This is a genomic window from Streptomyces sp. NPDC057287 (assembly GCF_042667905.1).
Classification (GTDB): Bacteria; Actinomycetota; Actinomycetes; order Streptomycetales; family Streptomycetaceae; genus Streptomyces.
In genome coordinates, this window is sequence record NZ_JBHUYV010000035.1 from 1 (window position 1) to 23,415 (window position 23,415).

The following is a 23,415-nucleotide window of genomic DNA, read 5'->3' on the forward strand; positions in this document are numbered from 1 at the left end:
TCTCGCCCACTACGGCATCCGCGAGGCCAGTTGGTCTCGGGGGTTCGTTTTTTTTTATATGAGCCCGCCGGGGGGCCGCACCCTGTGTGCAGGGTGCGGCCCCCAGGCCATCGCCGTCCGGCGCCGTGTGCGCCGTGTCAGATGGCTGCCTTCTTCAGGCGCCGGCGCTCACGCTCGGAGAGGCCGCCCCAGATACCGAACCGTTCGTCGTTGTTGAGGGCGTACTCAAGGCATTCGGAACGGACTTCACAGGCGAGACAGACCTTCTTCGCCTCGCGGGTGGATCCGCCCTTCTCGGGAAAGAAGGACTCGGGGTCTGTCTGGGCGCACAGCGCGCGCTCCTGCCAGCCGAGCTCCTCGTCCGCGTCCTCGACCAGCAGTTGCTGGAACAGCTCGGTCATGTGCGCCCCTCGTCTGTCTCTTGCGTCCCCGTGATGCGGCCGTTATCGATGCGGCCGAACGACACGAGTGAAATTACAAGTGTGTAGCTTCGGGCCAGTCAAGCGAAGATCTGCTATTGGCCTCGGTATTCACTCTGCGGGACCAAGCCTATGCGGAAAGTGTTCAAATCACCAAAAACCTGACATATGCCACCGGCGTCGCTCCGTCGCGATTCTCACCGTGCGAGACGAGCAGGACCGTTCCGATGTTTCGATTTGATCACTGAAGCGACCAAGATCACAGTAGGGTCACGGCGCATCAACCGCGTTTACGGACACGGTTGATGCGCCACCTTGCCTCTCTGACGGGTGCCAAAACCTTTCTCCACCTCCTACAACCGGATGGGGTGAAACATTGCCGCCAAATCGGTCAATGAGTTGACAGAGGGCGGACCCAGCCGGTCTCCTTGACTGCATGCAAGCGACCGCAGTGATGTACACGACCCACGTCCGTGGGTTCCGTACCGCTGTCCAGGCCCGCTGTTGCTGTTCCAGCTGTCACAGCTGTTGAAGCCGTAGCGCTCCAGCTCTGATCCAGCTCCTTCTCATCGCATTCCGGTCTCCGCGACGCCCCCCGCACGCGCATCCACATGCCGAGGAACCACCGCACCCATGAACAGCGACAGCGACCTTTCGATCGCCGGCGACATCCTCGAGGTACAGCACCTCCTGCAGCCGGCCAGCCCCCATCCCTCCACCGTGGCCGGGTTCGCCGGCCTCGCCCGCTCCATCGCCGCGGACCGCGACCGGTGGGCCCCGCTCGTCCGTTACGACACCGCCACCCGCTGGTACCACCGGCTGCAGCAGGGCCCCGGGTACGAGGTGTGGCTGCTGAGCTGGGTCCCCGGCCAGGGCAGCGGCCGCCACGACCACGGCCTCTCCTCAGGCGTACTCACCGTGCTGGAAGGTGCGTTGACCGAGCACACGGCGCGCGGGGCCCAGTCCCTGGGCTCCGGGTCGCAGCGCGTCTTCGCCCCCGGGTACGTCCACGAGGTGGTCAACGACACCCTGGAGCCCGCCGTCAGCCTGCACGTCTACTTCCCCGGCCTGACCGAGATGCCGATGCACTCGGCACGCTGCGCCGCGGCCGCCGAGGACACCGTCCCGGCCTGACGAGCCGCCACCGCGCCCCTGAGCCCGGCAGCCCCACCCGTCGCCCGCCACCACCCCCACAAGGATCAGGCTCCGCCTGACAGACTGTTGTGCATGCGCATTGTGGTTCTGGCCGGCGGTATCGGTGGTGCTCGTTTCCTGCGTGGCCTCAGACAGGCCGCGCCCGACGCGGACATCACGGTGATCGGCAACACCGGCGACGACATCCATCTGTTCGGACTGAAGGTCTGCCCCGACCTCGACACCGTGATGTACACCCTCGGCGGGGGCATCGACGAGGAGCAGGGCTGGGGGCGCACCGACGAGAGCTTCCGGGTCAAGGCCGAACTCGCGGCGTACGGGGTGGGGCCCGAGTGGTTCGGCCTGGGCGACCGTGACTTCGCGACCCACATCGTCCGTACGCAGATGCTCGGCGCGGGCTATCCCCTGAGCGCCGTCACCGAGGCGCTCTGCGCGCGGTGGAAGCCGGGCGTGCGGCTCATCCCGATGACCGACGACCGCGTCGAGACGCACGTGGCGGTGGACGTCGACGGCGAGAGCAAGGCCGTCCACTTCCAGGAGTACTGGGTGAAGCTGCGTGCCTCCGTGCCCGCCCGGGCCGTCGTGCCGGTGGGCGCGGACCAGGCGAAGCCCGCGCCCGGCGTGCTGGAGGCCATCGCCGAGGCCGACGTCATCGTCTTCCCGCCGTCGAACCCCGTGGTGTCGGTGGGCACCATCCTCGCCGTGCCCGGCATCAGGGAGGCGATCGCCGAGGCCGGTGTCCCCGTCGTGGGTCTCTCACCCATCGTCGGTGACGCGCCCGTGCGGGGCATGGCCGACAAGGTGCTGGCCGCGGTGGGCGTCGAGTCCACCGCCGCGGCCGTCGCCCAGCACTACGGTTCGGGGCTGCTCGACGGCTGGCTCGTCGACAGCGTGGACGCCGGAGTCGTGGACGAGGTCGAGGCGGCCGGGATCCGCTGCCGCGCCGTCCCCCTGATGATGACGGATGTGGACGCCACGGCCGAGATGGCCCGGCAGGCCCTGGCTCTGGCCGAGGAGGTACGGGCATGAGCGGCGGACCGGCGGACGGGGCGCCCTCGTACCGGGTGTGGGCCCTGCCCGGGGTCCCCGAGGTGCGGGAGGGCGACGACCTGGCGAAGCTGATCGCCGCGACGGAGCCCGGTCTGGTGGACGGCGACGTCCTGCTCGTCACCTCGAAGATCGTCTCCAAGGCCGAGGGCCGGATCGTCGAGGCCACGGACCGGGAGGCGGCGATCGACGCCGAGACCGTCCGGGTGGTGGCCAGGCGGGGGACGCTCAGGATCGTGGAGAACCGGCAGGGCCTCGTCATGGCCGCCGCCGGGGTGGACGCGTCGAACACCCCGGCCGGGACGGTGCTGCTGCTGCCCGAGGACCCGGACGCCTCGGCCCGGCTGATCCGGGACGGTCTGAGGGACACGCTCGGTGTCGAGGTCGGGGTCGTCGTCACGGACACCTTCGGCCGCCCCTGGCGCAACGGCCTGACAGACGTGGCGATCGGAGCGGCGGGGGTCAGGGCGCTCGACGACCTCAGGGGCGGTACGGACGGATACGGCAACCCGCTGAGCGCAACCGTCGTGGCCACGGCCGACGAACTGGCATCGGCGGGCGACCTGGTGAAGGGCAAGGCGTCCGGGCTGCCGGTGGCGGTGGTGCGGGGGCTCCCCCACGTGGTGACGGGCGCGGACGTGCCCGACGAGGGTGCCCGCGCGATGGTGCGCGTCGCCGCCGACGACATGTTCCGGCTGGGCACATCCGAGGCGGTGCGGGAGGCGCTCAACCTGCGGCGCACGGTGCGTGAGTTCACGGACGAGCCGGTCGATCCGGGGGCCGTACGGCGCGCGGTGGCGGCGGCCGTGACGGCTCCCGCGCCCCACCACACGACGCCCTGGCGGTTCGTCCTGCTGGAGTCGGAGGAATCGCGCCACCGGCTGCTGGACGCCATGCGGGACGCGTGGATCGCGGACCTGCGGCGGGACGGGCGCAGCGAGGACTCGGTCGCGAAGCGGGTGCGGCGGGGCGACGTCCTGCGCAACGCGCCGTACCTGGCGGTGCCGTGCCTCGTGATGGACGGGTCGCACACGTACGGGGACGAGCGCAGGGACACCGCCGAGCGCGAGATGTTCGTGGTCGCCGCCGGTGCGGGCGTGCAGAACTTCCTGGTGGCGCTCGCGGGTGAGCGGCTCGGTTCGGCGTGGGTGTCCTCGACGATGTTCTGCCGGTCCGTGGTGCGTGAGGTGCTGGAGCTGCCGGACTCGTGGGATCCGCTGGGCGCGGTGGCCGTGGGACACCCGAAGGCGACACCGCCGGCGCGGGCCGCCCGGGACGCGGGGGCGTTCATCGAGGTGCGCTGAGGCGCGGTGCGCCGGTGCGCCGACGCGGGAGGGCTACAGCCGGGCGATGTCCCGCGGCGTCATCTTCGGCGCCCGGCGGGCCGGGGTGTGGCCCGAGAGCATGATCAGCCGGGTCGCGCGGTGACGCTGGCCCTCGTACGGGGCGAGGAGCGCCAGCATCTCCTCGTCGTCGGCGTTCCTGTTGCCCGCGAGCGCGTGGCCGACGATGCCCGGCAGGTGGAGGTCCCCGACCGTCACCGCGTCGGCCGCTCCGTTCGAGCGCTGCAGGGTCTCCGCCGCGGTCCAGGGGCCGATGCCCGGGATCAGCTGGAGGCGCGCCATCGCCTCGGGGAGGTCCATCGCGGCCGCCTCCTCCATCCGCCGGGCCACCCGTACCGCGCGCAGGATCGTGGCGGAGCGCTTGCCGTCCACGCCCGCACGGTGCCATTCCCAGGACGGGATCAGCGACCAGGTCCTCGCGTCCGGCATGACGTACAGGCCGTGGGTGCCGAACGCGGCGTCGGCCGGGCCGGGGGCGGGCGTTCCGTAGGTGCGGAGCAGCAGCCGCCAGGCGCGGTAGGCCTCGTCGGTGGTGACCTTCTGTTCCAGGACGGACGGGATCAGGGATTCCATGACCAGCCCGGTGCGCAGCAGGCGCAGACCGGGCCGGCGGCGCTGGGTCAGTGCGACCAGCCGGTGGCGAGGGCGGAAGCCGTCGGGGACGTCGTCGGCGCCGAGCAGCGCCGGAAGCCCGTCCAGCAGCCACTGCGCGCCCGGACCCCAGGCCGCCGCGCCGACCGTGCCGTCGGGGGACGCCGAGACGCGCAGGGTGCCGGGGCCGGCCGGGGTGCGCGTCGCGCGCCAGAAGGTCCCGTCGGGCAGCGCCCGGTAGGCCGGGTCCGCCGGGCCGCGCCGCAGCGGGCTCAGGACCAGCCGCAGGTCGAGCGGGCCGGGCGGCGTCCAGGTCCGGTTCAGCGGCGGGGCGGACACGTCTCCGGTACCGGCCCCCGGCTCCTGTCGGGGCACGGCGGCGGTGCGGGGTACGAAGCGTCCTGCCACGGGTGAGGTCCTAGGTCGTCGGGGGTCCCTGTCGAGGGTACGGCCGCCGGCGACCGTCCCGCGGCCGGACGGCCGCGGTCACTGGTCGGAGGAGAAGCGGACCGAGGCGTCCGGGAGGACCGCGCCGCACCAGATCCGGATCCCGTCGCGCAGTTCGTTGTCGGCGCCGACCTGGGCGCCGTCGCCGATGACCGCCCCCGTGAGCACCGTGCGGCTGCCGATCCGGGCACCGGCCCCGACCAGCGAGTCGGTGATCACCGCGCCGGGTTCGACGACGGCACCGTCCAGCACGGTGGAGCCGGAGATCCTGGCACCCTCGCCGATCAGCGCTCCCTCGCCGATGACCGTACCGCCGGTGAGTTTGGCGTCGGAGGCGACGGAGGCGGTGGGCAGGACGAGCCGGTCGCCGCAGCGGCCGGGGACCGCCGGGGACGGGGCGCGGCCCAGGACCAGGTCCGCCGAGCCACGCACGAACGCCTGCGGGGTGCCGAGGTCCAGCCAGTACGTGGAGTCGACCATGCCCTGGAGATGGGCGCCGGACTCCAGGAGCCCGGGGAAGGTCTCCCGCTCCACGGAGACCGGCCGGCCCGCCGGGACGGTGTCGATGACGGACCGGCGGAAGACGTACGCCCCCGCGTTGATCTGGTCGGTGACTATCTCCTCGGGGGTCTGCGGCTTCTCCAGGAAGGCCGTCACCCTGCCCGTGGCGTCCGTCGGCACGAGGCCGAAGGCGCGCGGGTCCTCCACCCTGGTGAGGTGCAGGGAGACGTCCGCCCCGGAGGTGGAGTGCGCCTCGACCAGGGCCCGGATGTCGAGGCCGGTGAGGATGTCCCCGTTGAACACGATGACGGGCTCGTCCGGGCCCGCGGCCAGCCGCGACGCCACGTTCCGGATGGCTCCGCCGGTACCGAGGGGTTCGTCCTCGGTGACGTACTCGATGGAGAGGCCGAGCGACGAACCGTCACCGAAGTACGGTTCGAATACCTCCGCCAGGTAGGACGTCGCGAGCACGATGTGCTCCACCCCGGCCGCCCTGGCACGCGCCAGCTGGTGCGTGAGGAAGGGCACCCCCGCCGCCGGAACCATCGGCTTCGGGGTGTGCACCGTGAGCGGGCGCAGCCGGGTGCCCTTGCCACCGACCAGGAGGATCGCTTCTTTTGCCTCTGTCACAGCACCGTCTCTGCTTCCTGCTGGGGCCGGGCCTCGTTTCGGCTGGCCAGTGTATGCAGACCGTTCGGAGCCTCCCGGTCAGCGGCCCTGCAGCTTCGCCGAACTGGTCCGGGCGGTGCCGAGCTTCTTGTAGAGACGGATTCCGGGGCATTCGGTTGCGAACCCGTCGCGGTGCCCGGAGATGACGTTGAGTTTGGCCTTGGCGCCCTTCTTGTACTTGCCGCTGCCGCCGGAGACGAGCGTCACCTTGCCCTTGGGATTGCGGCCGAACAGGCCGAGCTTCCAGGCGGTGAGCTTGGCGATCGCGGTGACCGCGGCGGCGGGCGGGTTCTTCGAGCTGAACGTCCCGAGTACGGCGATGCCCATGCTGTTCGTGTTGAAACCGAGGGTGTGGGCCCCGAGGACCGCCTTCGTCACGCCGCCGGCTCGTCCTTCGTAGATGTTTCCGCACTTGTCGACGGCGAAGTTGTAGCCGATGTCGCGCCAGCCGCTGCTCTTGACGTGGTAGCGGTAGATACTGCGCAGGACGGAGGGTGCCTGGGCGCAGGTGTAGTTGTTGCCGGTGGCGCTGTGGTGGATGAAGGCGGCCTTCACGGTCGAGGTGTACGCGAAGGTGCGCTCCCGCAGGCTCTCGTCGGCGCCCCAGCCCTTGCGGGTGACGATGCGCGGGCGCGGCCCCACGAACGGCTTGGCGCCCGCTCCGACGACCGCCTGCTCCTCCGACTCGGCCTTGCTCAGGGCGCTGATCTCGGCGGCGCCCAGCGGGGCGAGGTCGGCGTTGACCGCGGAGCTCTCCGCCGCGGCCATGGTGAGTCCGGCGGCCTCCGGGAGCGCGCCGGGCTGGGCCGCCGTGGCGGGCGTCGCGGTGCCCGCCGAGGGTGTCACGGCGGTGACGGCGGACGGGGTGGTGACGGTGGCCGGGGTGCCCTCGGCGCGCGGCTGCTCCGGGTCGTCGCCGGGGTCGACGAGTTCGACCTGAAGGCCCGCGGGGAGGGGCGCGGTGTCGGCGGCGCCGCTCCGCGGCCCGGCGTTCTCGGAGCGGACGCGCACCTCGACGCCGTCCGAGTCACCGACCCAGAGCGGGGCGGTCGAGCCCCGCACCGTGCCCGACTCGCGCTCGGGGCTGCCCGAGTCGGCCGCGTGGTCGGTGTTGTGGGTCTCGAGGGACTGCCAGCCGGACCACCTGGTGGTGCCGGTCGCGCGGGTACGGACCTGGACGGTCCCGTGCAGTTCGGTGTCGGCGTCGTCCCAGATCACGCCGACGAGCGAGAAGCGGTGCGCGTCGCGCCGGAGCAGTCCCCGCGTGGCCTCGGGGTTCGTGGATTCGGTGGGTTCACCGGTGGCCCGCGGGGCCGTGTCGGTGAGCGGCCGCAGGGGCAGTGACTGGGTCGAGCCCGCGGGTTCGGCGGGGGCGGCGGCGGAGACCGGTGCGACCGGGGTCCGGGCGGGGGCGGCGGGGGCCGGCGCGGCGAGCGGAAGGGTGAGTGCCGTCGCGCAGGTGACGCCGATCGAGGTTGCAAGAAGTGCACGCATACAGGAAATACTTCACAGAGTCGGGCATTCTCGGCTACTGGAGTACAACCGCGTCCACTTGACACACCGTCTGCCGAACCGGTGTACGAGGCACCCGTCACGCCCGGTCCGGTCCTCGCCCGCCGCGTACCCTTGCGCGGATGAACGCCAGTGATCGCACCCCCGCCGACCTGCTGCGATCCGCGCTCGCCGCGGACCCGGCCCGCCCCCTCGTCACCTTCTACGACGACGCAACCGGAGAGCGCGTCGAACTGTCGGTGGCCACCTTCGCCAATTGGGTGGCCAAGACCGCCAACCTGCTCCAGGGCGACCTGGCCGCCGAGCCGGGCGACCGGCTCGCCCTCCTGCTCCCCGCCCACTGGCAGTCGGCCGTCTGGCTGCTCGCCTGCTCGTCGGTGGGTGTGGTCGCCGAGGTCCAGGGCGACCCGGCCTCCGCCGACCTGGTCGTCAGCGGGCCGGACACGCTCGACCGGGCACGCGCCTGCCGGGGTGAGCGCATGGCACTGGCCCTGCGCCCGCTCGGCGGCCGGTTCCCGCAGCCGCCCGAGGGGTTCGCGGACTACGCGGTGGAGGTGCCGGGCCAGGGCGACCGCTTCGCCCCGTTCGCCCCGGTGGACCCGACGGCCCCCGCGCTGACCGTGGGCGGCGCCGGGCTGACGGCGGACCAGCTGGTCGCCCGGGCCCGTGAGGACGCGGCGGAGCTGGGACTCGGCCCGGGGGCCAGGCTGCTGACGGGACACACGTACGACACCTGGGAGGGGCTCTCCGCCGGTCTCTTCGCGCCACTGGCCGCAGGGGGCTCCGTGGTCCTGTGCCGCCACCTCGACCGGCTGGACGCCGACGGACTGGCCAAGCGCGTCGAAAGCGAGCGGATCACCAACACTGCGGTATGACAAGCGCGCTGAAGGCCACTCGTCCGGCCCATGGCGGGCCGAGCCCCCGGGAATGAGCACCGACGGCGGTACATGATCAGGCGGTACGAGGCACCTCCAGGGAACGCCCTCCGAATGCACAACCAAGCGTGAGGTTCAGCCGTCTACTTCTGCGACCGGCGGCCCATCGCGCCGCCGAACATGAAGGATGGACGCAGACGTGAGCGACAGCCCCGGTACCCCGGCCGAACCGGAACGCCCGGACCACCCGGCCGAGGGCGAGCCGGCCGGTGGGTCGCAGGACGCGTCCGGGGCGGTCCCACAGGACGGCGCCCCCACCGGGACACCGCACGCACCGGCCGCCGGCGGAGACGGGCCGGGCACGGACGGCGGCGACGGGCCGGGCGACAGCGGGGCGGGCGTGGGCGGCAGCGGGCCGGGCGACGGCGGGGCCGGAGACGGCACCTGGTCCGAGCGTCCCGGGCGCGCCTCCCGGGACGGCAGGCGTCACTGGCTCCGCTGGACCGCTCTCGCCGCCTCGTTCCTCGTGCTGGTCGCGGCCGGGGTCGGCTGGTGGCTGTACAAGAAGCTCGACGACAACATCACGACCGACACGGGGGCGGCCGCCGAGCTCAAGGCGTACGAGAAGGACCGCCCCCTGCCGATCGCGCGCGACGCCCAGAACATCCTGCTCATCGGCTCCGACACCCGCTCCGGCGAGAACAGCGAGTACGGGCGGGACGACGGCGGCAGCCAGCGCTCGGACACCACGATCCTGCTGCACCTGGCCGCCGACCGCAGGAGCGCGACGGCGGTGTCGATCCCGCGCGACCTGATGTCCGAGATCCCCAGCTGCCACACGGCGGACGGCAAGGCCACGAAGGAGCAGTTCGCCCAGTTCAACTGGGCCTTCGAGCTGGGCGGCACGGCCTGCACGATCCGCACGGTCGAGAAGATGACCGGCATTCGCGTCGACCACCACATGGTCATCGACTTCAACGGCTTCAAGGACATGGTCGACGCGGTGGACGGGGTCGAGGTCTGCCTCAAGGCGCCGGTCGACGACGACGACGCCCACCTCAAGCTCCCCGCAGGGCGCCAGGAACTCGACGGCGAGGAGGCCCTGGGGTACGTACGGGCCCGCAAGTCGATCGGCAACGGCAGCGACACCGAACGGATGGACCGTCAGCAGAAGTTCCTGGGGGCCCTCGTCAACAAGATGCAGAGCAACGGCGTGCTGCTGAACCCGACGCGGCTCTATCCGGTGCTGGACGCGGCGACCAAGTCGCTCACCACGGACCCGGGCCTCGACTCCCTGCGGGACCTGTACGACCTGGTGCGCGGGATGCGGAACGTGCCGACGGAGAAGGTGCAGTTCCTGACCGTGCCCCGCCAGGCCTACCGCGCCGACCGGAACCGCGACGAGCTCGTGCAGCCGGACGCGGACCGGCTGTTCGCACAGCTGCGCAAGGACGAACCCGTCGCCGTGGTCCCCGCCGAAACGAGCAATTCTGCGGATTCACAGGCGGATCACAGCTCCGAGAAGGACCCGTCGGCCGAAAAGCCCGGCGATACGGAGGGGAGCCCGACTCCCGCCCCCACCTATTCGGGGTCGAATGCGGCGGACGACCCCTGCGGCACGTAAAGCAATTCTCAAACGATGGACGGGAATCGGAACGGAATAGGTGGAATGCCCGGTTATAAGGAGCGTGGAATGGGTCACGCGCGTCCCCTGTGGCCGATTCCGCCGGATAGTGTGACGCGATCCGGTACTCGCGGTCACCAGACCGCGCACGGCCGGAGCGAGCGACCGGGCGCCCTGTCGGGGGAAGCGTCCCGCGTGGCACCGACGGAGGATTCAGGCAACCGTGGATGCGCATAGCCGTGGGCGGGCGGACGATATCGAGCCCGCGGACCAGTGGGTCCTCGACCCACAGACCGGCAATGACGAATTGCGACTGAACCACTCCGGAAGAGAGTCGTCCGGCGTTTCCGTCCCTTCCCGCGCACCCGGCCGGTCCGGCGGCAGACGTGATTCCACGGCCTCCCGAGGCGAGGTGCCCGCCCAGCGGAACCGCCGCCCCGCGGGGGGCTCCGCCGGCCAGGGACCTCCGGTCGGCCGCCGCACCCGCAAGCCCGCGAAGCCGCGCCGGAAGAAGGCCCTGCTGTGGACCGGCGGAGTCATGGCCTTCGTCGTCGTGGCCGGATCGGCGGGCGCCTACGCCCTCTACCAGAAGTTCAACGGCAACCTCGACACCGTCGACATCGGTGACGCGGGCAGCAAGTCCGTCACCGGCGACGGACCCCTCGACATCCTGATCATCGGCACGGACAAGCGGACCGGCAAGGGGAACGAGGGGTACGGCGACAAGGGCAGCGCGGGCCACGCCGACACCAACATCCTCTTCCACGTCTCCGCGGACCGCACCGACGCGACCGCGATGAGCATCCCTCGGGACCTGGTGACGGACATCCCCGACTGCAGCACGAAGCAGGCGGACGGTTCGCAGAAGGTCATACCCGGCTCGCAGGGCGTGCGCTTCAACGTCAGCCTGGGCCAGGACGGACGCGACCCCGGCTGCACGATGCGGACCGTCAAGGAGATCACCGGCCTGTCGGTCGACCACTTCATGATGGTCGACTTCAACGCGGTGAAGACACTCTCCACCGCCGTCGGCGGCGTCACGGTCTGCGTGGCCCAGGCGGTCAAGGACCCCGACTCCCACCTCGACCTGCCGAAGGGCGAGTCCACGATCGAGGGCGAGGACGCACTTGCCTTCGTCCGTACCCGGCACGCCTTCCAGAACCAGAGCGACCTCGACCGGATCAAGGCGCAGCAGCAGTTCATCGGCTCCATGATCCGCCGGATGAAGTCCGACGACACCCTCACCGACCCGGGCAAGCTCTACAAGCTCGCGGACGCGGCGACCAAGGCGCTCACCGTCGACTCCGGAATCGGATCGATCAAGAAGCTGACCTCGCTCGCCCAGGAACTCGGCAGGATCGACACGAAGAACATCACCTTCGTCACGATGCCCGTGAAGGACAATCCGGCCGAACCGAAGCCCGTCACCGTGGTCGTGGAACCGGAGAAGGCCGAGCAGCTCTTCGCGATGATGCGCTCCGACACCTCCCTCACCGAGGTGAAGAAGAAGGAGCAGGCGGCGAAGAGCAAGCAGGAAGCGGTCCTCAAGGGCGGCAGGGCCGAGCCGGCCGACATCCGCGTCGACGTCCTCAACGGCGGGCGCATCTCCGGCGCCGCGGCGGCCACCGTGACCTGGCTGCAGAACGAACAGGGCGTACCGAAGTCCACGAACAGGGCGAACGCCCCGGCGAAGATCGCCAGGACCACGCTGGCGTACGCGCCGGACCAGGCGGACCAGGCCCGTGCGCTCGCGGACATGATGGGCCTGCCCGCCACCGCGCTCAAGCAGGGGGTGGCCGACGCGGAGGGTCTTCAGGCGATGGTGCTGACCCTGGGGGCCGACTTCAAGGGCGCGGGAGTTCCCGTCGCCGGACCGGCAAAGGCGCCGGAAGACATCCAGAGGGCCAGCGCCGACACGGCGGAATGCGCGAAGTGACGAGAGTCGCCGCGCCACAGCAGAATTCTGAGGAGCAGGGGGGCCCTGGTGGGACGGAGCAGCGTACGCGGAGAGGGGACACGGCCGCGCGGCCGCCACGACGGGCCGCCCGGCTCGGGCGGGGCGGATGCCCCCGCAGGCCGGGCCGGACGGAGCGGTCACGGCCGGCGGGGCCGGTCCGCCCCGCCGGAGCGCGGAGCGGGGGGCCGGCCCGCGGGACGGCCCCGGCGGGCCGCCAGAGGCGGTAAGCGCCGCGTACTGCGCTGGGTGGCGACCGTCCTCGCCGTGCTGATACTCGGCACCGGCGGCGCCGGTTACGTGTACTACAAGCACCTCAACGGGAACATCAGGAAAGAGGACCTGACGCTCGGTGACAAGGAGATGGCCGACCACAAGGCCAACTCCGCGGGGCAGACTCCTCTGAACATCCTGCTCATCGGGTCCGACGCCCGGGACTCCGAGGCCAACCAGAAACTGGGCGGCGCTAAGGAGACCTTCGGCGGCCCGCCGCTCGCCGACGTGCAGATGCTGCTCCACCTCTCCGCGGACCGCAGCAACATCTCGGTCGTCAGCATGCCGCGCGACACCATGCTGAAGATGCCCAAGTGCACCGACCCGGATTCCGGCAAGGTCTACGCGGCCGGCACGCTCGACGTCCAGACCAACGAGAGCCTGGGCCGCGGTGGCCCCGGGTGCACCGTCGCCGCCTGGTACGAACTCACCGGCATCACGATCGACCACTTCATGATGATCGACTTCGCGGGCGTGGTCTCCATGGCCGACGCGATCGGCGGCGTCCCGGTCTGTGTCGACGCCAACGTCCTCTCGCGGAGCGGGGGGAAGGGTTCGGGGCTGAAGCTGAAGGAGGGCACGACCTCCGTCAAGGGCAAGCAGGCCCTCCAGTGGCTGCGCACCCGGTACGGCTTCGAGGACAACACGGACCTCGGCCGGACCAAGGCCCAGCACCAGTACCTGAACTCGATGGTCCGTGAGCTGCGCAAGGGCACCAAGCTCACCGACCCCGGGAAGCTGATGAACCTCGCCGAGGCGGCGACCAGCGCGCTGACGGTCGACAAGGGCCTCGACACGGTCAAGAAGCTGTACGACCTGGCCGAGGAGCTCAAGAAGGCTCCGACCGGCCGCATCACGATGACGACCATGCCCAACGTCTACGGCACGGGGAACTACGCCGGGCGCGTGTACCCGAAGGCCGATGAGGCCGAGCAGGTGTTCCGGATGATCCGCGAGGACATCCCGCTCGACGGAAAGGCGTCCAAGCGCAAGACGCCGGTCACGAAGGACGCAGCGGCCCCCGACGACGAGATCGCGGTCAGCGTGCGCAACGCCTCCGCCACGGACGCGCTCGGTCCCGCCCAGGGCCGCGCGACCACGGTCAAGGACCTGCTCGATGACGCGGGCTTCACCAAGGCGTCGGTCGACTCGTCGAACGTCGAGCCGGTCGCCACGACCGGCATCCTCTACCCCAGCGCGGACATGGAGGGCGACGCCCAGGCGGTCGCCAAGGCGCTCGGCGTCCCGGTGTCCCAGGTGAAGAAGTCGGCCGACGTCTCGGGCATCGTCCTGGCCGTGGGAGCGGACTGGCGCAAGGACGTGGCCTACCCCGCCAAGGCCGCCGAGGAGAAGACGCCGGACTCGGCGAACCCCCTCAACGGCGCGGACGAGGAGGCGTGCATGCACGTCAACCCGAACTACACCTGGTGACGTCGTAGGTACGTGAAGGGCCCCGCCGACGCCGGCGGGGCCCTTCACGTCTGTCCACGGAGGTCGGACCGTCTGCTCCCGGACCGCCGGGAGCACACGGAGGTCGGACCGTCTGCTCCCGGACCGCCGGGAGCACACGGAGGTCAGACCGTCTGCTCCCGGACCGCCGGGCGGCGGCTGGCGATGACCTTCTTCGCCAGCGAGCGGGGGCTGGTCAGGAAGCCGTACCCCCACGACATGTGCATGGTGGCCAGTGCCACCGGGATCTGCGCCCGCGCCTTCAGCGGCAGGCCCTTCCCGGCGGGCAGCGACCCTGCGACGATCGCCGCGGCGTACCCGGCGGGCAGGACGAACGCCCACGGGGTGACCGCGGCGCCCACGACGACACCGGCCGCTATCGCGCAGACGGCGGCGGGCGGGGCCAGGTAGCGCAGGTTGATCGAACCGGAGTGGTAGCGGGCCACGACGTGGCGCCAGCGGCCGTACTCCTTGTACTGCTTGGCGAGCGCGCGCACGCTGGGCCTCGGGCGGTACTGGACCTTCAGCTCGGGCGAGAACCAGATCAGGCCGCCCGCCTCGCGGATGCGGAAGTTCAGCTCCCAGTCCTGGGCACGGATGAACTCGACGTTGTAGCCGTCGGCCCGCTCCAGCGCCTCGCGGCGGAAGACCCCCAGGAACACGGTCTCGGCCGGGCCGGCCTCTCCGCCGGTGTGGAACGCCGCGTTGCCGACGCCGATCCTCGACGTCATCGCGGCGGCGACGGCGTCCTCCCAGGCGTTCTCGCCCTCGGCGTTCATGATGCCGCCGACGTTCTGCGCGCCGGTCTCCTCCAGGAGCCGGACCGCCGTCGCGATGTAGTTCGGCGAGAGCATGCCGTGGCCGTCCACGCGTACCACGATCGGGTGACGCGACGCCTTGATCGCGGCGTTGAGCGCGGCCGGGGTGCGACCGGTCGGGTTGGGGACGGTGTGGACCCGGGAGTCCTCCCGGACCAGCTCGGCGGCGATCTCGTCCGTACGGTCGTTCGAGGGGCCGAGTGCGATCACCACCTCCATCTCGCCGGCGTACTCCTGCTCCAGGATGTGCCGGACCGAGTTCCTGAGATGGCGTTCCTCGTTGAGCACCGGCATGATCACGGAGACGGCGGGGTACTGCGCAGCAGACATGTGGTCCTCGGGGGGTCCTCGGGGGTGCCAGGGTTCCGGGGGTTTTCGCACCCCAGGAGGCGGCGTGATTCGGCCGCCACGTTACCGCGAACGGGGGACAGCGGCGCGCGCCGCCGGGTCTCCTCCCGGTCTGCAGATCGTATGGGCCTACCGTGCGAAAGTCCCACTCGCACCGCGGAGGTGTCCCTCGTGCCCACGCCGCACCGATCGCCCCGTCCACCGCACCCCCGCACCGCTCCCCCGCACCGCCGGACCCCACGCCAGCCCGGCGGCCGCGACGCGCCACGGAACCGGGCGGGCGCGCGGAAGCCGCCGCCCCGGTGGGGCATGCGGGTCGCCACCGGGCTGTCCGTGCTGGTGCTCGGCGCCGGCGGGATCGGCCATGCCGTGGTGAGCGGCCTGGAGACGGGGATCGACCGGGTCGACCCGTTCAAGGACATGAAGAACCGCCCCCAGGGCGGCCACGGAGTGAACTTCCTGCTCGTCGGCACCGACGGCCGCGACAAGATCACCGCGGCGGAGAAGAAGAAGTACAAGCTCGGCGGCGCCCCCTGCCACTGCACCGACACCCTCATGCTCGTCCACGTCTCGGCCGACAAGCAGCGGGCCAGCGTCGTCAGTCTTCCGCGGGACAGCTACGCCGAGCTCCCGGCGCACACCGACGGCACCACGGGCAAGGAGCACTCCGCCCATCCGGTGAAGCTGAACGCCGCGTACGCCGAGGGCGGGCCCCACCTGACGGTGCGGACCGTCGAGCAGATGACGGGCGTCAAGATCGACCACTACCTGGAGGTCGACTTCACCAGCTTCATGAAGACGGTCGACACCCTGGGCGGGGTGGAGATCTGCACCGCCAAACCGCTCAAGGACTCCTACACCGGCCTGGACCTGGCCGCCGGGACCCACAAGCTCGACGGCGGGCAGGCCCTCCAGTACGTGCGCTCCCGCCATCTCGACGGTGCGGCCGACCTGGGCCGGATGCAGCGCCAGCAGAAGTTCATGGCCGCGCTGATCAAGCAGGCGACCAGCAGCGGCGTGCTGATGAACCCGGTGAAGTTCCAGCAGGTCGCCGCGTCGATGCTCGAATCGGTCCGCGCCGACAAGGGCTTCGGTACGGAGCAGATGCTGGAGCTCGGCAAGGCCATGCGCGGCTTCACCCCGGCCTCGTCGGAGTTCGCCTCCGTCCCCCTGGAGGAGAAGGGCTTTCCGGTCAAGGGCATCGGCTCCACGGTGAAGTGGGACGCCGCGAAGTCGAAGAAGATGTTCCAGGCCCTGCGCGAGGACCGGCCGCTCGCCCCGCACCTGCCGAAGCAGCCGAAGGCGACGCCCGTCGATGTGGCACCGGAACAGATCCGGGTGCAGGTCTACAACGGGACGCCGAAGGACGGTCTCGGTCAGGACGTCGACGCGGCGCTGCGCGCCACCGGGTTCAACACCACCCGCGCCCCGCTGAACGGCGGCCCGAGCAATCTGACGCGGACGGTGATCACCTACGACCCGCGGTGGGACCGGTCGGCGAAGTCCCTCGCCACGGCGCTGCCCGGATGCGAGCTGAGGGCGGTGAAGGGGCAGGGCGGGACGATGGAGGTCACGGCGGGCTCGGACTGGACCAAGGTGCGGCGGGTGAAGGCGGAGGATCCGCAGCGCGGCGAGTTCGGCACGGTCACGGGCGACCAGGTCGTCTGCCCGTGACCGTGCCGGGCCCCTCCGGCAGGCCACCCCTGGCGACGCCGCGCGGACGCGGCCGCCCTCGCGACGCCGTAGGAACGCGGTCACCCCTCGCGACGCCGTGAGAACGCGGTCGCCGCGAGGGCGATGACCGCCGCGGCCGAGGAGGCCAGCCAGAGAGCGGTGTAGCCGCCCTCGCCCGGTTCGCCGGTGGAGCCCGAGAGGAACGCGCCGAGCAGCGCGGCGAAGACACCGCCCGCCACGGCACCGCCCAGCGTCTTCACGTTGTTGTAGAGCGCGGCGGCGATGCCGGTCCTGGACGGGTCGGACGCCTCGACGATCACCGTCGGCATCGCTCCGAGGGCCAGTCCGATCCCCAGACCGGTGAACGCGGACCCGGCCGCCATCTGCCAGATCTCGTCGTGCACGAGGGCGAACTGCAGGAAGGTCAGGGCGACCAGCCCGAAGGCCGCCATCAGGGTGGGGCGGTAGCCGATCCGCCGGGCGAGGGCGGCCGTGCCCAGCGACCCGACGACGCTGCCTACGGCACCCGGCAGGAGGACGAGCGAGATGGACAGCGCGCTCAGCCCGAACCCGTACCCGGCGGTCTCCGGGTCGGCCGCGTAGAAGGTCGAGTTGGGCGCCTGGCTCCCGAAGTAGAAGACGCCGAACAGGAAGGCCGCGCAGTAGAACGGGGCGGTGGTCCTGGCCGCCAGCGCCCGTACGTCGACCAGGGGCTCGGAGCCGCGCAGTTCCACCAGCACCCACACCGCGAGCAGCGCGAGGCCGAGCACCAGGGGCCCCAGGACCCGTACGGAGGCCCAGGAGCCGCTCTCCGCCCCGGACACACCGCCGAGCAGGGCGACCATGGCGCCGCCGAGGAGCACCACCCCGGCCCAGTCCACCCGGCCGCCCGCCCTGTTCCGCGACTCCGGGACCGCGACGAAGGAGACGGGCACGCAGGCCACGGCGAGCGCGGCCGGCACCAGCAGGGTCAGCCGCAGATCGCCGAATGCGGAGTCCACGAGCCCCATCACGACCCCGCCGGCCATCGCGCCCACCGTCAGCGCACCCACCAGCCGGGCGATCGCCCGCCGCGCGTCGGCGATCGGGAGCCGGTCCCGTACGAGGGCGATCTCCAGGGGCAGCAGGGCGGCGATCGGTCCCTGGAGCACGCGGCCGGCGAGGAGGGTCGCGTAGTCCGGGGCGAGGGCGACCACGACGGTGCCCACCGCGATCAGGGCCAGCGCGATGCGGAGCATCCGCCGGTGCCCGTACAGGTCGCCGAGGCGGCCGAACAGCGGGACGCAGACGGCCGCGGCCAGCAGCTGCACGGAGACGACCCAGTTCAGGGCGGCCGAGCCGATGCCGAGGTGACCGGCCAGGTCCGGCAGCAGCGGGGCGAGGCCGACCTGAAGGAATCCGCTGGTCACTTCGAAGAGGACGAGGAGTCCGACGACCGCGGAGACGGACGCGGGCGGCGACTGCGCGGGGGGAGCGTCCGGCGGCGGGGTTGCGGTGGCGGTCATGCGGCTACTCCTGCGGGAAGGCGGCGGGGGCGGACGTGGTGGAGGCCCCGCTCACCCGCGCGAGCGGGGTGCCGAGCCGGCGCAGCGCCAGTCCGGCGAGGAGAGCGGCGGCGTGCGGAAGGGCGTCGTCGTCGTAGACGGCCTGCGGCGAGTGGTTCATGGGGGCGGTGGCCGGGTCGGTGCCGGGCGGGCAGGCGCCGAGACCGACGAAGGCGCCGGGCACCTTCTGGAGGACGAAGGAGAAGTCCTCGGCACCCGCCATCGGTTTGGGCGCCTCGAAGACGTGTCCCTCCCCCAGGACCTGCCGGGCGGTCTCCAGGGCGAACGCCGCCTCGCCCGCGTCGTTGACGGTCGGCGGGTACTGCTCGACGTAGTCGATGTCGGCGCTCACGCCGTGGGCATCGGCCACGCCCCGCACGGTCCGCTCGAAGGCGGCGCGCACCCGGGCGTGGGAGGCCTCGGAGAAGGTACGCACCGTGGCCGCGAAGCGGGCGGTCCCCGGAATGACGTTGGCGGCGGTGCCCGCCTCGATCCTCCCGACCGTGACGACGGCCGGATCGAAGACGTCGATCTCGCGGGTGACGGCCGTCTGGAGCGCGGTCACCATGGCGCACAGCGCGGGCACCGGGTCGGCGGCGGAGTGCGGCGAGGAGCCGTGGCCGCCCCGCCCCCGCACCGTCACCTCGACCGCGTCGGAGGCGGCGAGCATGGGGCCGGGCCGGGTGGCCGCGAACCCGGTGGGCGCGCCGGTGGAGATCACGTGCAGGGCGTAGGCGGCGACGACCCTCTTCCCGGCGGCGTCGAGGACACCCTCGTCGATCATGATCTGCGCGCCGCCCTGGCCCTCCTCCCCGGGCTGGAACATGAGAACGACGTCACCGGCCAGCTCCTCCCGCCGGGCGGCCAGCAGCCGGGCGGCGCCGACGAGCCCGGTGACGTGCAGGTCGTGGCCGCAGGCGTGCATCCGGCCGTCGAGGACCGAGGCGTACGGAAGTCCGGTGGCCTCCTGGACCGGGAGGGCGTCCATGTCCCCGCGGAGCAGGACGGCGGGGCCCGGCCGGCCGCCGCGCAGCACGGCGGTGACCGAGCTCAGCGCCGTACCGGTGCGTATCTCCAGACCGAGGCCGTCCAGCGCGGCGAGGATCTTCGCCTGGGTCAGTGGCAGGTCGAGGCCGAGCTCGGGCTCCCGGTGCAGGGCGTGGCGGAGTGCGGTCAGGGCGGGGGCGAGGTCACGGGCCTCGTGGAGCAAGGACATGGGCGTATCGTGCGGAACGGAACCCCCCGTCCATGATCGTCCGCAGGAAAGCGCTCCTCATGAGCCGATCGACGCATGAATCCACCGGCGACACAGCGGCCGGTCACCCCGAGCGCCTGCTGCGCGCGGAGCAGCCGGAACCGCTGGACGAGCTGGACTATCTCCTCATCACCGCGCTCCAGACCTCCCCCCGGGCCGAGTGGGCCCAGATCGGGAAGGTGCTCGGGGTGGACGCCTCGACGGCGGCACGCCGCTGGAACCGGCTCACGGAGGCCGGACACGCCTGGCTCAGCTGTTACACGGTGGCGGTGGGGCCGACGGTGCCGATCATCGCGTTCATCGAGGTCGACTGTGCGGCCGGAGCACTGCACGAGGTGGCGGCCGAGATCGCCGACGATCCGCACCTGATCACCATCGAGCACGTCACCGGCGCCCGGGACCTGGTGCTCACCGCGGCCTTCCCGGACCTGGCGATACTCGCGCGGTACGTCGGCTTCCGCCTCGGCCGGCTGCCCGGGGTGTCGGCCACCCGTTCCCAGACGGCGACCGCCGTCCACACCGAGGGCAGCCGCTGGCGGCTGGACCGGCTGGACCCCGACAGCCAGGACCTGCTGGCGAAGGACCGGGGGCCGGTCATGCCCCGGCGCGGGCTGCCGGCCCCGGACGCGCTGGACACCCGGCTCTACCTGCTGCTGAGCGAGGACTTCCGGCAGCCCGCCGCCCGCCTCGCCGAGCGCCTGGGTGTCAGCCCCTCCACCGTGCGCCGCAGGCTGGACCGCATGCACCGGCAGGACGCGCTCATCTACCGGTGCGAGGTGGCCCGCTACCTCTCCGGCTGGCCGGTCTCGGTCACCCTCTGGGGCATCGCCCCGGCCGGCGAGTCCTCCCGCATCGCGTCCCAGCTCATCCGGATGCGTGAGACACGGCTCTGCGCCTCCCTGACGGGCCCGCACAACCTGATGCTCACGGTGTGGCTGCGTTCCGCCGAGGACATCGGCGCATTCGAGGCCCGGCTGGCGGACCGCTTCCCCGAGCTCGCCGTCGTGGACCGGGCGGTGGCCCTGTGGCAGCTCAAGATCGCCGGCCATCTCCTGGACCCGCGGGGCCGTCACATCAGAGGGGTGCCCGTGACGTTCTGGGAGGGGACGGGGGCGGAGCGGGCCGAGGACGCGCTGCTCGAACGGCTGCGAGTTCCCCGCTGACCGGGCGGGAGTGACCGCGGGCCACTCGGCCGACGGCCTGAGCAGGTGGGCAGGACGTACCTGCGGCGAGGCATCAGCGTCCTCTCCTCGCACACGCGTACACATCTAGCAACGCTAGACAATCGAGCATCGACACATCTAGCATCGGGCCACACCCTGGCGCCGCTAGGAGGCGCGGGGAGGGATCGTGCAGGACGCACTGGCCGTCATCACGGTGGTCGTCGTCGGAGTGATGGTGGGCGTGGAATTCGCGGTGGCGGTGTTCGTCAACCCGATCCTCGACCGGCTGCCGGACGACGGCGCACTCGCCGCCCGCGGCGCCGGGGCACGCGTCCTCGGCCGCGTGATGCCGTTCTGGTACATCGGCTCGATGACCCTCGGGGCGGTGTGGGTGGTCATGGCCCGGGGCGACGACGGGCTTCCGTTCGTGGTGACCGGCGCACTCCTGCTCGTGGTGAGCGTGATGATGTCGGCCGTGCTGCTGGTCCCGGTCGGCTCACGGGTCGCCGCCCGGCCGCAGGGGGGTGCGCCCGAGGACCGGAAGGAGCGGGTCGGCCGCCGGGACCGGCTCCACCACGTGCGCGTGGGCGTCATCGTGCTCGCCTCCACCCTGTTCGCCGTCGCGCTGACCCGCTGACCCACCGGCCGGGGCCGGAAGAACCCGCTGACCCACCCCGCCGGGGCCGGAAGCAGGGTGCCGGTCACGGATCGTCCGCGACCGGCGCCCCTCGCGCAGGCGACCTCAGCCGTGGCTAGTCGTCGATACCTTCGGCAGCCCGCTGCTCCCGCAGCTCCTTGATGGCGCGGCGGCGGGCGAGGCGGTGCGTGCGGCGGATCTGCGCCTCCTGGTAGCGCCGCTTGTCGCGCTCCGTCTCCGGGGCGACCTGCGGCACGCGGCGCGGCTTGCCCTCCTCGTCGACGGCGGCGAACACCAGGTAGGCGCTGCCGACCTGCTGTGCGGGGGTCGACTCGTTCCACCGCTCGGCCATGACGCGGACGCCGACCTCCATCGAGGAGCGGCCGGTCCAGTTCACCTGGGCACGTACGTGAACAAGGTCACCCACCCGCACCGGCTCCAGGAAGACCATCTCGTCCATCGAGGCGGTCACGGCCGGACCGCCGGAGTGCCGGCCCGCGACCGCCCCGGCCGCGTCGTCGACCAGCTTCATGATCACACCGCCGTGCACCGTACCCAGGAGGTTCGTGTCGTTGCCGGTCATGATGTGGCTGAGGGTGGTCCGCGAGGCCGATGTCGGCTTGGCCGGAATATCGCCCTCCGGTGGCTGGGGCTGATCTGTCATGCCGTCCACCATATGCGGGGGCTTGCACCCGGTTGCATTGCATCAGCTTCGCAACAGCCGTGACCCGATCCCACGTACACCCTGTAAGAGCCGCGGGGCGAGACGGCACACTGGTCCGCATGAGCGATTGGCCCGAAGGACGCAACGGCGGACCCGACGAGCGCTACGGGCGGGGCAGCGCGAGCCCGCAGCCCGAGGGCGCCCGCGCCATGCCGCACGTCCGGCGGCGCCCCGCGCCGCCGCAGTCCGCGCCCCGGATCCCGCCGCAGCAGGGACAGGGGTACGACGGCTACGGCGAGACCCCCGGCTACGACAGCGGTTACAACACGGGCCAGGTCTACGGCGGCGGCCAGGGCGGCGGCGGTCAGGGCGGCGGCCGGCGCGGCGGCGGTGACAGCGGCTACGTGCAGTCCCGCCCCGCCCCGAACTGGGGCCGGCGGATCAAGGTAGGTGTGCTGACCCTGGTCGTCGTGGTGCTCGCCGTCTCCGTCGGCACGTACTTCTGGGCCGACGGCAAGCTCAAGCGCGAGGTCGACCTCTCCAAGGTCATCGACCGCCCGTCCGAGGGTGACGGCACGAACTACCTGGTCGTGGGTTCCGACAGCCGCGAGGGCATGACGGCCGAGGACAAGAAGAAGCTGCACACCGGTTCCGCCGAGGGCAAGCGCACCGACTCGATGATGATCCTGCACGACGGCTCGAACGGCCCGACGCTGATCTCGCTGCCCCGCGACTCGAACGTCGAGATCCCCTCGTTCGTCGGCTCCGAGTCCGGCAAGAAGTTCGCGGGCACCGGCCGCACGACGAAGCTGAACGCCGCGTACGCCGAGGACGGCCCGGAGCTGCTGGTCCGTACGGTCGAGTTCAACACCGGGCTGCACATCGACCACTACGTCGAGATCGGCTTCGGCGGCTTCGCCGGCATCGTGGACGCCATCGGCGGCGTCGAGATGGACATCCCCAAGGCCTTCAAGGACAAGAAGTCCGGCGCGGACTTCCAGGCCGGCAAGCAGACGCTGAACGGCGAGCAGTCCCTCGCCTTCGTCCGCACCCGCTACGCGTTCGCGGGCAGCGACCTGGACCGCACGAAGAACCAGCAGAAGTTCCTCGCGGCGCTGGCCTCCCAGACGGCGACCCCGTCGACGATCCTCAACCCGTTCAAGCTGTACCCGACCATGAGCGCGGGCCTGGACACGCTGATCGTGGACAAGGACATGTCGCTCTGGTCGCTCGGCAACATGTTCTTCGCGATGAAGGGCGTGACGGGCGGCGAGGGCACGTCGATGAACATCCCGCTCACGGGTCAGAGCGTGAACGGCAACCTGGTCTGGGACAAGGACAAGGTCAAGCAGCTCGTGGAGCAGCTGAAGAATGACGAGAAGGTCACGGTCAAGGGCAGCTGACCGGCGGTACGTACGACGAGGGCGGGCCGGGGACAACTCCCCGGCCCGCC

At 71.6% G+C, this 23,415-nt stretch carries 19 protein-coding genes; 11 read left to right on the forward strand and 8 right to left on the reverse strand.

Annotated features, from left to right (window positions below; all coding sequences use genetic code 11):
* Positions 1-137 precede the first annotated feature (137 nt).
* A complete protein-coding gene (locus ACFUNE_RS37115; RefSeq protein WP_031093859.1) occupies positions 138-401 on the reverse strand; it encodes a WhiB family transcriptional regulator in 264 nt (87 codons plus the stop codon).
* Positions 402-1,052: 651 nt separating this feature from the next.
* Between ACFUNE_RS37115 and ACFUNE_RS37120 the strand changes: the two genes are divergently transcribed.
* From ACFUNE_RS37120 to ACFUNE_RS37130, 3 genes are all read left to right on the forward strand, one after another.
* The gene (locus ACFUNE_RS37120) at positions 1,053-1,553 is read left to right on the forward strand and encodes a cysteine dioxygenase (protein ID WP_383577350.1); all 501 of its coding nucleotides are present in this window, start codon (positions 1,053-1,055) and stop codon (positions 1,551-1,553) included.
* Between the two features lie 93 nt (positions 1,554-1,646).
* Positions 1,647-2,603 (forward strand): 2-phospho-L-lactate transferase, encoded by a 957-nt coding sequence (gene cofD, locus ACFUNE_RS37125; RefSeq protein ID WP_383577352.1) that lies wholly within the window; start codon positions 1,647-1,649, stop codon positions 2,601-2,603.
* A complete protein-coding gene (locus ACFUNE_RS37130) occupies positions 2,600-3,925 on the forward strand; it encodes a coenzyme F420-0:L-glutamate ligase (protein WP_383577354.1) in 1,326 nt (441 codons plus the stop codon). Before cofD ends, ACFUNE_RS37130 begins: the two co-directional genes overlap by 4 nt.
* A 33-nt stretch (positions 3,926-3,958) precedes the next feature.
* On the opposite strand, the gene ACFUNE_RS37135 is transcribed toward ACFUNE_RS37130, so the two are convergent.
* From ACFUNE_RS37135 to ACFUNE_RS37145, 3 genes are all read right to left on the reverse strand, one after another.
* A complete protein-coding gene (locus tag ACFUNE_RS37135; protein WP_383577356.1) occupies positions 3,959-4,963 on the reverse strand; it encodes a DNA-3-methyladenine glycosylase family protein in 1,005 nt (334 codons plus the stop codon).
* Positions 4,964-5,041: 78 nt separating this feature from the next.
* A complete protein-coding gene (locus ACFUNE_RS37140; RefSeq protein WP_383577358.1) occupies positions 5,042-6,133 on the reverse strand; it encodes a sugar phosphate nucleotidyltransferase in 1,092 nt (363 codons plus the stop codon).
* 78 nt (positions 6,134-6,211) lie between these two features.
* Positions 6,212-7,666, reverse strand: a complete 1,455-nt coding sequence (locus ACFUNE_RS37145; protein ID WP_383577360.1) for a peptidoglycan recognition protein — start codon at positions 7,664-7,666, stop codon at positions 6,212-6,214.
* Positions 7,667-7,806: 140 nt separating this feature from the next.
* Between ACFUNE_RS37145 and ACFUNE_RS37150 the strand changes: the two genes are divergently transcribed.
* The 4 genes from ACFUNE_RS37150 to ACFUNE_RS37165 all read left to right on the forward strand — a co-directional run bounded on the left by ACFUNE_RS37150 (position 7,807) and on the right by ACFUNE_RS37165 (position 13,841).
* Complete coding sequence (locus tag ACFUNE_RS37150; RefSeq protein WP_383577362.1) at positions 7,807-8,559, forward strand: TIGR03089 family protein; 753 nt, start codon at positions 7,807-7,809, stop codon at positions 8,557-8,559.
* A gap of 187 nt (positions 8,560-8,746) precedes the next feature.
* Positions 8,747-10,183 (forward strand): LCP family protein, encoded by a 1,437-nt coding sequence (locus ACFUNE_RS37155; RefSeq protein WP_383577364.1) that lies wholly within the window; start codon positions 8,747-8,749, stop codon positions 10,181-10,183.
* A gap of 223 nt (positions 10,184-10,406) precedes the next feature.
* Positions 10,407-12,119, forward strand: a complete 1,713-nt coding sequence (locus tag ACFUNE_RS37160) for an LCP family protein (RefSeq protein ID WP_383577366.1) — start codon at positions 10,407-10,409, stop codon at positions 12,117-12,119.
* A gap of 48 nt (positions 12,120-12,167) precedes the next feature.
* A complete protein-coding gene (locus ACFUNE_RS37165; RefSeq protein ID WP_383577368.1) occupies positions 12,168-13,841 on the forward strand; it encodes an LCP family protein in 1,674 nt (557 codons plus the stop codon).
* Between the two features lie 143 nt (positions 13,842-13,984).
* On the opposite strand, the gene ACFUNE_RS37170 is transcribed toward ACFUNE_RS37165, so the two are convergent.
* Positions 13,985-15,007: a glycosyltransferase family 2 protein gene (locus ACFUNE_RS37170; protein WP_383577370.1), complete on the reverse strand. Its 1,023-nt coding sequence runs from the start codon at positions 15,005-15,007 to the stop codon at positions 13,985-13,987.
* A gap of 327 nt (positions 15,008-15,334) precedes the next feature.
* Between ACFUNE_RS37170 and ACFUNE_RS37175 the strand changes: the two genes are divergently transcribed.
* Entirely contained in the window at positions 15,335-16,699 is a 1,365-nt protein-coding gene (locus ACFUNE_RS37175) for an LCP family protein (protein ID WP_383577372.1), read from the forward strand.
* A gap of 80 nt (positions 16,700-16,779) precedes the next feature.
* On the opposite strand, the gene ACFUNE_RS37180 is transcribed toward ACFUNE_RS37175, so the two are convergent.
* Both ACFUNE_RS37180 and ACFUNE_RS37185 read right to left on the reverse strand, forming a co-directional pair.
* A complete protein-coding gene (locus ACFUNE_RS37180) occupies positions 16,780-18,204 on the reverse strand; it encodes an MFS transporter (protein WP_383577374.1) in 1,425 nt (474 codons plus the stop codon).
* Positions 18,205-18,208: 4 nt separating this feature from the next.
* A complete protein-coding gene (locus ACFUNE_RS37185; protein ID WP_383577376.1) occupies positions 18,209-19,459 on the reverse strand; it encodes a M20 family metallopeptidase in 1,251 nt (416 codons plus the stop codon).
* A 59-nt stretch (positions 19,460-19,518) separates the two neighbouring features.
* On the opposite strand from ACFUNE_RS37185, the gene ACFUNE_RS37190 reads away from it, so the two are divergent.
* Together ACFUNE_RS37190 and ACFUNE_RS37195 are read left to right on the forward strand one after the other, a co-directional pair.
* Complete coding sequence (locus tag ACFUNE_RS37190; protein WP_383577378.1) at positions 19,519-20,661, forward strand: Lrp/AsnC family transcriptional regulator; 1,143 nt, start codon at positions 19,519-19,521, stop codon at positions 20,659-20,661.
* Between the two features lie 187 nt (positions 20,662-20,848).
* Positions 20,849-21,298, forward strand: coding sequence for an anthrone oxygenase family protein (locus ACFUNE_RS37195; protein WP_383577380.1), 450 nt, complete (start codon positions 20,849-20,851; stop codon positions 21,296-21,298).
* 115 nt (positions 21,299-21,413) lie between these two features.
* On the opposite strand, the gene ACFUNE_RS37200 is transcribed toward ACFUNE_RS37195, so the two are convergent.
* Positions 21,414-21,962 (reverse strand): acyl-CoA thioesterase, encoded by a 549-nt coding sequence (locus ACFUNE_RS37200; protein ID WP_383577382.1) that lies wholly within the window; start codon positions 21,960-21,962, stop codon positions 21,414-21,416.
* 119 nt (positions 21,963-22,081) lie between these two features.
* Between ACFUNE_RS37200 and ACFUNE_RS37205 the strand changes: the two genes are divergently transcribed.
* Positions 22,082-23,365: an LCP family protein gene (locus tag ACFUNE_RS37205; RefSeq protein ID WP_383577384.1), complete on the forward strand. Its 1,284-nt coding sequence runs from the start codon at positions 22,082-22,084 to the stop codon at positions 23,363-23,365.
* Positions 23,366-23,415: the final 50 nt, after the last annotated feature.